Source organism: Serratia sp. L9 (assembly GCF_050632285.1).
In the GTDB taxonomy this organism is placed as follows: Bacteria; Pseudomonadota; Gammaproteobacteria; order Enterobacterales; family Enterobacteriaceae; genus Chania.
Window position 1 is genome coordinate 475,335 of sequence record NZ_CP192591.1, and the last position, 11,852, is coordinate 487,186.

General features: G+C 55.2%; 12 protein-coding genes. 7 read left to right on the forward strand and 5 right to left on the reverse strand.

Going from position 1 to position 11,852, the window contains the following annotated elements; translation table 11 throughout:
- Nucleotide 1: 1 nt before the first annotated feature.
- Entirely contained in the window at nt 2-1,960 is a 1,959-nt protein-coding gene (gene gspD, locus ACQ86O_RS02220) for a type II secretion system secretin GspD (RefSeq protein ID WP_431223967.1), read from the reverse strand.
- Nucleotides 1,957-2,721 carry a type II secretion system protein GspC gene (gspC, locus tag ACQ86O_RS02225; protein ID WP_431223968.1) on the reverse strand — a complete coding sequence of 255 codons (765 nt, stop codon included), beginning with the start codon at nt 2,719-2,721 and terminating at the stop codon, nt 1,957-1,959. The genes gspD and gspC overlap by 4 nt, the downstream gene beginning before the upstream one ends.
- Before the next feature lie 526 nt (nt 2,722-3,247).
- Here gspC and ACQ86O_RS02230 point away from each other — a divergent pair.
- Both ACQ86O_RS02230 and ACQ86O_RS02235 read left to right on the forward strand, forming a co-directional pair.
- Nucleotides 3,248-4,384, forward strand: a complete 1,137-nt coding sequence (locus tag ACQ86O_RS02230; protein WP_431223969.1) for a glycoside hydrolase family 3 protein — start codon at nt 3,248-3,250, stop codon at nt 4,382-4,384.
- On the forward strand, nt 4,348-5,196 hold the full coding sequence (locus tag ACQ86O_RS02235; protein ID WP_431223970.1) for a glycoside hydrolase family 3 C-terminal domain-containing protein: 849 nt from the start codon (nt 4,348-4,350) through the stop codon (nt 5,194-5,196). The genes ACQ86O_RS02230 and ACQ86O_RS02235 overlap by 37 nt, the downstream gene beginning before the upstream one ends.
- A gap of 40 nt (nt 5,197-5,236) precedes the next feature.
- Here ACQ86O_RS02235 and ACQ86O_RS02240 read toward each other — a convergent pair whose 3' ends face one another.
- On the reverse strand, nt 5,237-5,761 hold the full coding sequence (locus ACQ86O_RS02240) for an NAD(P)H-dependent oxidoreductase (RefSeq protein WP_431223971.1): 525 nt from the start codon (nt 5,759-5,761) through the stop codon (nt 5,237-5,239).
- 105 nt (nt 5,762-5,866) lie between these two features.
- Between ACQ86O_RS02240 and ACQ86O_RS02245 the strand changes: the two genes are divergently transcribed.
- The 3 genes from ACQ86O_RS02245 (at nt 5,867) to nrdG (ending at nt 9,812) form a co-directional block, all read left to right on the forward strand.
- Nucleotides 5,867-6,763, forward strand: coding sequence for a LysR family transcriptional regulator (locus ACQ86O_RS02245; protein WP_431223972.1), 897 nt, complete (start codon nt 5,867-5,869; stop codon nt 6,761-6,763).
- Nucleotides 6,764-7,066: 303 nt separating this feature from the next.
- The gene (gene nrdD, locus ACQ86O_RS02250) at nt 7,067-9,205 is read left to right on the forward strand and encodes an anaerobic ribonucleoside-triphosphate reductase (RefSeq protein WP_431223973.1); all 2,139 of its coding nucleotides are present in this window, start codon (nt 7,067-7,069) and stop codon (nt 9,203-9,205) included.
- 142 nt (nt 9,206-9,347) lie between these two features.
- The gene (nrdG, locus tag ACQ86O_RS02255) at nt 9,348-9,812 is read left to right on the forward strand and encodes an anaerobic ribonucleoside-triphosphate reductase-activating protein (RefSeq protein ID WP_431223974.1); all 465 of its coding nucleotides are present in this window, start codon (nt 9,348-9,350) and stop codon (nt 9,810-9,812) included.
- On the opposite strand, the gene ACQ86O_RS02260 is transcribed toward nrdG, so the two are convergent.
- On the reverse strand, nt 9,809-10,084 hold the full coding sequence (locus tag ACQ86O_RS02260) for a type II toxin-antitoxin system RelE/ParE family toxin (protein WP_431223975.1): 276 nt from the start codon (nt 10,082-10,084) through the stop codon (nt 9,809-9,811). The two genes, nrdG and ACQ86O_RS02260, sit on opposite strands and share 4 nt — an antisense overlap.
- 8 nt (nt 10,085-10,092) lie before the next feature.
- Nucleotides 10,093-10,380: a type II toxin-antitoxin system RelB/DinJ family antitoxin gene (locus ACQ86O_RS02265; RefSeq protein WP_431223976.1), complete on the reverse strand. Its 288-nt coding sequence runs from the start codon at nt 10,378-10,380 to the stop codon at nt 10,093-10,095.
- 301 nt (nt 10,381-10,681) lie between these two features.
- On the opposite strand from ACQ86O_RS02265, the gene phnF reads away from it, so the two are divergent.
- Together phnF and phnG are read left to right on the forward strand one after the other, a co-directional pair.
- Entirely contained in the window at nt 10,682-11,407 is a 726-nt protein-coding gene (gene phnF / locus ACQ86O_RS02270; protein WP_431225630.1) for a phosphonate metabolism transcriptional regulator PhnF, read from the forward strand.
- The gene (gene phnG / locus ACQ86O_RS02275; RefSeq protein WP_431223977.1) at nt 11,408-11,851 is read left to right on the forward strand and encodes a phosphonate C-P lyase system protein PhnG; all 444 of its coding nucleotides are present in this window, start codon (nt 11,408-11,410) and stop codon (nt 11,849-11,851) included.
- Nucleotide 11,852 lies beyond the last annotated feature (1 nt).

Here is an 11,852-nt window from a genome sequence, read left to right on the forward strand (position 1 = left end):
ATCACCTCGCCGCGCCTTGGGTGCTGTAAAACAACGCAATGGCGCTACGCACTTCATTAAACCCTTGGGCAGATTGCAATTCCGGCAACGACAGCGGCTCCCCGCCTTCGCTGTGCCACAGGCTGCGATCGCTGATTTTCTGCGCGCTATCGCTTTTGAACTGCCGGTATTTGCCAGCCGACGCATCGTCGTAATGCCGTTGATCGCGGATGATCGTCGGGCGGATAAACAGCATCAGGTTACGCTTCTCACGGCTTTTGCTTTTGGAACGGAACAGGTTGCCCAGCAGCGGGATATCCCCCAGCAGCGGCACCTTGCTGGCGCTCTCGCGGCTGCTGTGATCCAGCAACCCGCCCACCACCACGGTGGAGCCGCTGGCTACCAGCACCGCATTGTTCACGGTGCGGGTATTGAAGGTGGCCCCCAGCTCGGCATTGGCGCTGTTGGCGGTATCCGCCACGCTGGACACCTCCTGCTCAATCTCCAGCATCACCGAATCCCCATCGTTGATCTGCGGTTTGACCTTCAGCTTGATACCCACGGTTTTGCGCTCGACGGTGTTAAAGACGTGATCCCCCGAGGTCGTTTGCGAGCCTGTCAGCACCGGCACCTCCTGCCCCACGTTGAAGGTGGCCTCTTTGTTATCGAGGGTGACGATGCTGGGGGTGGCCAGGATGTCGTTCTGGCTGTCGCTGGACAGTGCGGTCAGCAACATGGCCCAGTTGCCAGAATAAAACCCGGCGGCGATGCCGTTAAAGGAAGCCAGCGCGCTGGCCATGCTGGTGGGGATAGTGCCGTTTTGCTGATACTGTTGCGCACCCGCAACCAGCGTGGTGATCGGCAAACCGGTGTTGGTGAACTGAGTCACTCCGGCGTGCTTGTTACCCCACTGGATCCCCAGGTTCAGCCCATCAGCGTTCTGCACTTCGGCAATGATTGCCTCCACCAATACCTGCGGCCTGCGGATATCCAGGCGGGCGATCACCTGTTCCAGCTCGTTCATCACGCCGGGGGCAGCATTGACGATCAGCGAATTGGTCTGCGGATCGGCTTTGATCATCGTATCTTTGGCCAGGGCATTATTGCTTTTTGCGGCCGACGGCTCCTTTTCCAGCTCGCTGCTGATGCCGCTCAGCACGGCGGCCAGTTTCTCGGCGTTGGCATATTTGAGGTAAATCACCTGCGTATTACCGCGGCTAACCTGTGGTTTATCCAACTGGCGCACCATTGCCGCCAGGCGTTCCCGCGTGCTGGCATCACCGCTGATCAGCACCGCATTCGTGCGTTCATCCGCCACGATACGCCCGGATGGAGCGGCGCCTTTGCCGCTCTCCTGTACCATCTGCGTCACCAGCCTTGCGACCTCCGCTGACGAGGCATGTTGCAGCGGCAAGGTTTGCACCGACTGATCGCCTGCGCGATCCACCCGCTCGATAATCTGCATCAGGCGGTTAATTACCGCCGCCCGTCCGGTGAGCAGCAGCACATTGGAAGGATCGTAATGCACCACGTTGCCGACCCCGGCGTTGTCATTCAGTTGGCGCAGCAGCGGCGCCAGATCGCGGGCGGTTACGTTATGCAGCGGGGCGACCCGCGTCACGACTTCATCCCCGCGTGCCGTGGTGCTGTCATCGACCACCGGCACGGAGGCGCTCTTGGCATCCTTGGATTTCACCACCTTTAAAACGCCATTATCCATCGGCACTACGGCAAAGCCGTAGACATCCAGGACGCTAAGGAAGAACTGGTAATACTGCTCTTCGTTCAGCATGTCGTAGCTGCGCACGGTAATAGTACCGCGCACGCTGGGATCGATAATCACCGTTTTATTGAGGTTTTTACTGACGGTGTTGATAAATTCCTGCGCCTCAACCCCTTTGAAGCTGGCGGAAAATTCTGCCCCCTGTACGGGTAGCGCCAGGCAGAGCATACAAGTCAGCACCAGGCAAAATGGCCTCATGGCGTTCCCTCATCAAGTGAAACCAAAATATCGTGCCGCTGCCCTTCACGCTCCACGGTGACCGTAGCGCCAGTAAGCTGCGGCAACTGCAGCAAGATCTGCTGCGCCTGCTGGGTATCGCGCAGGTCGGCGCCGTTAATCGCCACCGCCAAGTCATTGGGTTTAAAACCCAGGCTGCCGAACAGTGCGGGTTGGCGGCCGGGGTTGATGCGGTAGCCGAGCAATGCGCTGTTATCATCACGCACCGGCGACACACTCAAGTAATCGAAGATTTGCTGGGGATGTTGCGCCACGCTGGCCGCCAGCTTGCGCTCCACCGGTGCCGCACTGCGTGCCTGCTTTGGGTAGCTTAACAGACGCAACCCACCCGGCTCTGCCAGCACCACGCCTTCAGTATTGATCCCCTGCACACTGACACCGGCAATAGGCAGCGCATCCCCTGGCGCATAGCTGGCCTGTTTGCCCTGATAGAGGATCACCGCCAGCGCCGCACGCTCATCGCTACTGGCCAGCAACCCGGTTAGCGTCAGAGGCAAGTTGGTCATATCCTGGGCGGCGGGGGTCTGCCTTGCAGGGGCCCCAAACCAGGCGCTACGCCCCGCCAGCGGTACCACAACTGGCTCAGCTACCGGCCGCACAGCCGGTAAAGGGAGGGTTTCGGCAGGTAGCAGTAACTGCCAGGTGATCAAGGCCAATAACCAGGCTGCCGCCAACGCCAGCGCCCCATTCACCAGCCAAATAAAACGGCTTGGCGAGGGCATAAAAATAGCCGCGATTCCTTGCGCAAGATTCATATATTCAGCACCGAGTAACTTAAGGTTAATATTCTCCGCGTAAATAAGTCACTCAGCAAAATTATTATAATCACTATCTATGATCACCCTTTAATTCCACCATTAAACTATTAAGAACATTATTACGCTATTTCAAGCCGTAAAAGAACCACGATAAAGATCAAACTGTGAAGGTAATCCCAAATTGGGAATACATTTATTTCACGCCGTGAAAAAAACATGTAATACTTTAAAAAATAGGATTACACCCCATGAACCGCATGTCTTACCCAGGATTGAAACATTGTTCCAAAGATGGGATGAAAATCTTTAACTAATTGAAATTTAAACATAAATATTACTCACACTTTGCTGTGGGTTGTTTTCCTCTGTTTGCCATTTTTACCTCTACCAATATGGAGCTATTTTTATGACCTTTAAAAGGAAGTCGGCAATTATATTAAGCGGTTTGTTAGCAGCCGGTTTAAGCGGGTGTGATAATAACGACTCTCACGTGACGCCTAATAACCAGGCAGAACTGGAAGGTAAGAATATTCCGATCATCACGGTCGATAATCTTAAATTTAAAGATCTGAATAAAAACGGCCAGCTTGAACCTTATGAAGATTGGCGTCTTGATAGCGCCACCCGTGCCAAAGACTTGACCGCACGCATGAATGTGGAGGAAAAAGCCGGGGCCATGATGCACGGTACCGTCGCTCTCAACAATGCAGGGAGGGTAGATTTCAGCGCTGCGGAAGAAGACGTTAATCAGCGTTTCGTTAATACCTTTATTACGCGCATGGCTGGCGATCCGCAGCATATTTCCGCCGACAATAATGCGTTGCAGGAAATGGCCGAGAAAACCCGCCTGGGGATTCCTATCACTATCAGCACCGATCCGCGTAACCACTTTGTTAACGATCCTAACGCCACCAGCGTAGCGGCAGGCAGTTTCTCGCAATGGCCAGAACCCCTGGGGCTGGCGGCGATCGACGATGCCGCCCTGGTCAAAACCTTTGGGGATATCGCCCGCCAGGAATATCGTGCGGTTGGGATCCAAATGGCACTTTCACCTCAAGCCGATCTGGCAACCGAGCCACGCTGGGGGCGGATCAACGGCACTTTCGGCGAGGATAACCAACTTGCCAAACGGCTGGTGCAAGCCTACATCGAAGGCTTCCAGGACGGTGACAAAGGGCTGGTGCCTACCAGCGTCATCACGGTGGTAAAACACTTTGCCGGTGGTGGCCCACAGCTTGGCGGGCTGGATCCGCATAACGTCTACGGAAAAGAGCAGGTTTACCCAGGGGAAAACCTGGAATACCACCTGGTACCGTTTGAAGGTGCTTTTGCTGCCAATGTGGCTTCGGTGATGCCTTATTACGGCCAGCCGATCAACCTTTGGTATAAGGATCAACTGATTGAAGAGGTCGGTTTCGGCTTTAACAAGCAGGTGTTGACCGAGATGTTACGTGGCCGCTTTGGCTTCACCGGCGTGGTGCTGAGCGACTGGGGCATCCTGGAAAGCTGTGAAGGTAAATGCGCCACCGGGATCAGCGATGCCGATATTGCTGCCGGGGTCTCTCCCTGGACGGCCGGGATCGGCATGTCGTGGGGGTTGAAAACCTCACCCGCCAGGAGCGCGTAGTCAAAGCGGTGCTAGCCGGTATCGATCAGTTCGGCGGCACCACCGACTCCGGTGACTTGATAGCCGCCATCAACCAGCAGCAGTTGCCCATCGCCACCATCGACGCTGCTGTGACCCGTATTTTGCAGCAGAAGTTTGAGCTGGGGCTGTTTGAAAAACCGTATGTGGATGAAACCCAGGCGGTGAAAATTGTGGGTAACAGCGAATTCCAGCAGAAAGGCGATGACGCACAGCGCCGTTCGCAGGTCGTGCTGCAAAACAACAATGCGCTGTTACCCCTGGCGCTGAGTGGTAAGAAGGTATTCCTGCATAACGTCAACGCCAGCGTGGCGGCACGCTACGGGCTGGAAGCGGTGGCGACACCAGAAGAGGCGGAAATCGCCATCCTGCGTGTGGATACGCCGCATCAGAACGATCCACACTACCCGTTTGGCGTTTCAGTCAACTTCGGTCAGTTGGGTTTTGAAGATGCCGATACCGTGGTGCTGGACCAGAAAGCCGGTACGTATAGCGGCAGCGAAGACTACCAGTTGATCAAGCAAGTGAAGGCACTCAACATCCCAACGGTGATTTCGGTGTACCTCGATCGCCCGGCGATCCTGACCAATATCGTGGATAAAACCGATGTATTGCTGGCCAACTTCGGGGCTTCCGATGAGGCAGTGCTGGATGTGATCACCGGTAAGAGCAAGGCACAGGGTAAATTACCATTCGAGTTGCCCTCTAGCTGGCAAGCCGTGCTCGATCAGAAAGAAGATGTTGCACAGGATTCTGTTGATCCGTTGTTCCCACTTGGGGCCGGTATTTTGTAATCCAGCCGATCCCTCTCCCGCCGGGAGAGGGATCGGGCGCTTAAAACCCCTGCACCAGCTTCACCACACCGGCAACTTCTTGCGCCAAACGCTCATCGCTCATATCAAATACCCCCTGCACCAGATGAGGCGGCAGGTAATCCATGCCGGTCAGATTGGCCATGGCGTTAACCGGGCGCAGCAAATCAGCCACCGGATAACGGTTATACCCCGTCGGCGAATAGGCCTGAGCGTTGCCCCCGGTGGTCACCACCAGTTGCAAAGGCTTGCCCTGCAATTGGGTGCCTTCGCTACCATAGGCAAAACCGTGGGTTAATACCGCATCCTGCCACTCGCTGAGGATCGCCGGTGAGCTGTACCAGTAAAACGGGAACAGCATCACCACTACATCGTGTGCCTGCAACAGTTCCTGCTCACGGGCCACGTCAATCCGGTAGTCCGAATAAGCACGCATCAATTCATGGACGGTAACGTTAGGTAACTGACGCAGCGCTTCGATCAGCGCTTTATTGATACGGGAATCGTCAGGGAAGCGGTGGGCAGCCAACACTAAAATACGCGACATTGGGAATTCCTTATTTAATGATGATGCCCTCATTTTTTCATTTCTGCCATTTCCGGTGTAGTCTGTTAACAGTCACATTAACTTCAACCTGAAGTATCAACCATTATGTCTTTGCCCCTTGACGTGCACCGCCTGTTGCCAGCCTTTCTTAGCGCGGCTCAGACACAAAACTTCTCTGCTGCCGCACGCCAGTTGGGTGTGACGCCAGCGGCAATCAGCAAAAATATCCGTGTACTGGAAGAGAAGCTGGCACTGCGTCTGTTCCAGCGCAATACCCACAGCGTGGTGCTGACCAACGAAGGCAGGGCGTTATTGGATCAGGTCGCTCCTTTATGGCAGGCGCTCTCTACCACCTTGGAAACGGCAGTAGGCGCACAGCAACCGCCCTCTGGCACCGTGCGCGTCAGCATGATCCCTGGCTTTGGCCGCCAGATGTTAATGCCGCTGATCCCGGAGTTTTTACAACGCTATCCGTTGATCGACCTGGATCTGTCGTTGGATGCACGGGTAGTGAATCTGGTAGGAGAAGGTTTTGATGTCGGTATCGGTAGCCAGGTCGATCCCGATAGCCGCCTGGTGGCACGCCCACTTTACCCGATGCAGATGTTGTTGGCCGCCACCCCCGGTTACCTGGCCCAGCATGGCACACCGCAGGTACCGGAAGATTTACTGCAACACGAGTGCCTGCTGCACCGTAACCCCGCCACCGGGCGCAACGTCAAATGGCCATTGCCACATGAAACGCTGGAACTGCGTGGTCGCCTGGCAGCCAGCAATCCAGAGATGCTGCTGGACGCCGCACTGGCCGGGTTAGGCATTGCCTGCCTGTCGCGCTGGTATGTGCAGAAATATTTTGAGCAAGGCCAACTGCAGGCAGTGTTACAAGATTACTGGCCCAAACCCACGCAAATCTGGCTGTATTATGCTTCTGCGGATCTGCCGCCCCGGGTACGTGCCTGGGTGGATTTTTTACTGGCTCATTTTCGCCACGGTCTGGAGTGATGCGATCGCTATCACGCTTTGACGATCTTTAAGAATCTCGGTAGTTTTGTATTCAGCCCACTGATAGCAAGGGCTACCCACCTTCGTGAAATTAACAGCTGTACAGCGTTCAAACTACCTCCCAAATTCTTTGTCCTACATCAAAAAAAACGTTACCACACCCATATATAGTGCATTAAGAATTTCAGACGCCTATATGTAGTAGTTATCCACAAACTCATCCACACGCCCCGCAGCCCTTGTGCCCTGCGGTGTTGCCCTGTGGATAAGCCGACGCTCCCTTATGGGAACAGGAGTAACAACGTGAAACCAGTAGTGATTAAACGGGACGGTTGCCAGGTATCTTTCGATGAAGTGCGGATCAAGCAGGCCGTTGAGCGGGCCGCGCTGGCCGCCGGAGTGGTCGATGCCGACTACTGCGCTACCGTCGCCCGTGTGGTCGCTCAACAGATGGAACAGCAACCGCGTGTCGACATTCACGAGATCCAGCAGGCGGTCGAAAACCAACTGATGGCAGGCCAATACAAGCAGTTGGCCCGAACCTACATTGAGTATCGCCACGATCGCGACGTTTCACGCGAATTGCGTGGGCGGCTGAACCAGGAGATCCGTGGCCTGGTGGAACAAAGTAACGTGGCGTTGCTTAACGAGAATGCCAATAAAGACAGCAAAGTGATCCCTACCCAGCGCGACCTGCTGGCCGGTATCGTCGCCAAACACTACGCCAAGCAACATATCCTGCCGCGTGACGTGGTGCTGGCGCACGAGCGGGGTGAAATTCACTATCACGATCTCGATTATTCACCGTTCTTCCCGATGTTCAACTGCATGTTGATCGATCTGAAAGGCATGCTGACCAACGGCTTCAAGATGGGCAATGCCGAGATCGAACCGCCGAAGTCGATCTCCACCGCCACCGCCGTCTCTGCGCAGATCATCGCCCAGGTGGCCAGCCATATTTATGGCGGCACCACCATCAACCGCATCGATGAGATCCTGGCCCCGTTCGTGACCGAAAGCTTCCTCAAGCACCAGAAAGTGGCGCAGGAGTGGCAGATCCCGGACGTGGCAGGTTATGCGATGGCGCGTACCGAGAAAGAGTGTTACGACGCCTTCCAGTCGCTGGAATATGAAGTGAACACCCTGCATACCGCTAACGGCCAAACGCCGTTTGTCACTTTCGGGTTCGGCCTTGGCACCAGTTGGGAATCGCGCATGATCCAGCAGTCGATCCTGAAAAACCGTATTGCCGGGCTGGGCAAAAACCGTAAAACGGCGGTGTTCCCGAAATTGGTCTTTGCCATCCGCGATGGCCTGAACCACAAGTTCGGCGATGCCAACTACGATATCAAACAGTTGGCGCTGGAGTGCGCCAGCAAACGCATGTACCCGGATATTCTCAATTACGATCAGGTGGTCAAGGTCACGGGTTCGTTTAAAACCCCGATGGGCTGCCGTAGCTTCCTGGGCACCTACGAAGAGAACGGCGAGCAGATCCACGATGGTCGCAACAATATCGGCGTGATCAGCCTTAACCTGCCGCGTATCGCGCTGGAAGCCCGGGGCGACGAAAGCCGGTTCTGGAAGCTGCTGGATGAACGCCTGCTGCTGGCTAAAAAAGCGCTGATGACCCGCATTGCCCGCCTGGAAGGTATCAAGGCCCGCGTGGCTCCGATCCTGTATATGGAAGGAGCCTGTGGTGTGCGGTTGCAGGCCGACGATAATATTGCCGAAATTTTCAAAAATGGCCGCGCTTCGATCTCGCTGGGCTATATCGGCGTGCATGAAACCATCAATGCCCTGTTTGGCGCAGAGCAACACGTTTACGACGATCAGCAGTTGCGGGCCAAAGCCATCGCCATCGTGGAACATATGAAAGCCGCCACCGAAAGATGGAAAGCAGAGACCGGCTACGGTTTCAGCCTATACAGCACGCCGAGTGAAAACCTGTGCGATCGCTTCTGCCGCCTGGATACCAGCGAGTTTGGCGTGGTCGAGGGTGTGACTGACAAAGGGTATTACACCAACAGCTTCCATCTGGACGTTGAGAAAAAGGTTAACCCATACGACAAACTGGACTTTGAAGCGCCGTACCCACCACTGGCTAACGGCGGTTTCATCTGTTACGGCGAATACCCGAACCTGCAGCACAACCTGAAGGCGCTGGAGGACGTGTGGGACTACAGCTACACCCGCGTACCTTATTACGGCACCAATACGCCGATTGATGAGTGTTACGAATGTGGCTATACCGGTGAGTTCTCCTGCACCAGCAAGGGGTTTACCTGCCCTAAATGCGGCAACCATGATTCGGCAAAAGTGTCTGTGACCCGCCGCGTTTGCGGTTACCTTGGCAGCCCGGACGCCCGCCCTTTCAACGCCGGTAAGCAGGAAGAAGTGAAACGCCGGGTGAAGCATTTGGGCAATGGGCAGATGGGTTAAACACTCCTCACCCTCTCCCCAAAGGAGAGGGGATTATCTCGTGCTACATAGGGGCTCCTGTACCTGACCACCGCGCTGTAGCAACCCTCTCGCCTTCGGAGAGAGGGTTGGGGCCAGGGGAGAAACAAAAGAACGTAATAACATGAATTATCACCAATATTACCCTATCGATGTCGTCAACGGCCTTGGCACGCGTTGTACGCTGTTTGTTTCCGGCTGTGTGCATCAATGCCCCGGTTGTTATAACAAAAGCACCTGGCGGCTGAACTCCGGCCTGGAGTTTACCCAACAGATGGAAGACCAGATCATCCAGGATCTCAACGACCAGCGTATCCCGCGCCAGGGGCTTTCTCTTTCTGGTGGCGACCCGCTACACCCGGCCAACGTCGCTGGCGTATTAAGGCTGGTAAAGCGCGTGGGTGCCGAATGCCCCGGCAAAGATATCTGGCTGTGGACCGGCTATAAGCTGGATGAGCTGGATAGCGAACAGATGCAGATTGTCGATCGGATAAACGTCTTGATAGACGGCAAATTTGTGCAGGATCTCAAAGACCCGGCGCTGATTTGGCGCGGCAGCAGCAACCAGGTGGTGCATAAGCTGCGCTAGTTGGGAAATTTCTCTCGCTGGTGGGCAATGGCTAAAATTCTTATTACCTCATCCAAAATGACATAAATCAGCAATAAGGAGGCTTTACTGATCACCAGTTTGCGAGCCTCCCCATGCCAAGGCCTACCCATTTCCGGCTTTTCTAGCAGCAACTCGATGGTAAGCTCAATCTCATCATCAACTTGTTCCGCCGCCAATGGATTGATTGGATAGAGGAATTCAAAAATGCGTTCTCGATCTTGCAACGCAACGTCGTCCCATTCGATACGCATAATAATCCTTACTTGAGTGCGTATTTCGCCCTGACTTTGGCTTTAAAGTCGCCCATCCTCTCTTCAGCTTGCCGCTGGGTAAGATAAACCGCCTCTCCTTCATGCAAACGGGCAAAGGCAGCATCAACCTTATCTTTCAGCCAGTTCTCGTGTTCTTCGGCAGCACGCTGATCGTCCGCCATTTGCTGCACTAAACGTCGGCAGGCTTCACTTAAGGTTGTCCCTTTCGCTTCGGCGGCTTTCTGTGCCAACAGTTTAGTTTCATTTTCAATGCGAAACTGGATACGGCTTTCCATCTTCAAAATTCCTACATGCTCCGTCTTCGACATGCCTAAACGTTAGCACGTTTGTGACAACAAAATAAGCCTTATTGCTGTTTTTTCACTCAACTCTGGCGAACCAGCACCCCCTCTTTACAGCACGCTAAAGCATCATCTCCCTGACCCAAATTGTTCATCACTCCGCCACCTGCGCGTCACGAGACTGTCATCTGCCCTAGGCACCATGAGCGCAACGTTGTTACCGAGTACCGATCATGATTCCTTTCATCGCTTTCTCACTTTCTTCCCTGACCGAAGTGTCGAGGTTTTAGCTATGATGCACTTATCTAGACATCCGACCAGTTACCCCGCACGTTATCAGCAAATCGCCGCCCAGTTGGAACAAGAACTGCGCAGCCAATATCGTTTTGGGGATTATCTGCCTTCCGAGCAACAGCTTGCCGAACGTTATCAGGTGAATCGCCACACGCTGCGCCGGGCCGTAGATGAGTTGGTGGAGCGGGGCTGGCTACAACGCCGCCATGGCATCGGCATTCTGGTGTTGATGCGCCCATACGACTATCCGCTGCATGCTAATACCCGTTTCAGCCAGAACCTGCTGGAGCAGGGTAGCCACCCCACCAGTGAGCGCTTACTCGCAGTATTACGCCCGTGCAATGGGCATGTTGCCGCTGCGCTCTGCCGCGAAGAAGGCGAAACCGTGATTCATCTGCGTACTTTGCGTCGGGTGAACGGCGTACCGCTGAGCGTGATTGACCATTATCTGCCCGATCTGGACTGGTGGCCCGCATTGCAACAGTTTCACAGCGGCTCCTTGCACGAATTTATCCAACAGCAGATCCACCAACCTCTGACCCGCCGCCAGACCCGCATCAGCGCACGCCGGGCGCAGGCCAAAGAGAGTCGTCTGCTGGAGATAGCGACCCACGCCCCCTTGATCTGCGTGCGCACCCTTAATACCTGTACCGGCAGCGATTTGGTGGCGGAATACTCCGTCAGCCTGGCCCGCGCCGATATGCTCGAACTGACGATGGAGCACTGAATGCAAAGCTTACAGCAGAGACAGCGCTGGATGTCGGTACTGGCGCACAGCCAGCCAGCCGAGGTGCGCAGCCACTGGCAGGCGCTGAACCTCAACCCGGTCTACCAGCGCCTGCGCGCACCGGAGATTGGCCTGACGCAGTTGCTGGGGAGAATGGGGGCCACCGGCCGCCGCTTTGTGCTGGGTGATATGACCGTGACCCGTGCGGTGGTGCAACTGGCAAATGGCGGCCAGGGTTACAGCTATATCACCGGGCGCGATAAGGCCCATGCCGAGCTGTGCGCGCTGATAGATGCCCTGCTGCAACAGCCGGGCAGCCATGAGTTACTACAACAGCAACTGATCGAACCGCTGGCAGCATTACAACAGGAGCAGCACCGGTTACGTGCCCGCGCAATCGCGACCAGCCGGGTGGATTTCTTTACGCTGGTGCGAGGGGATTAAG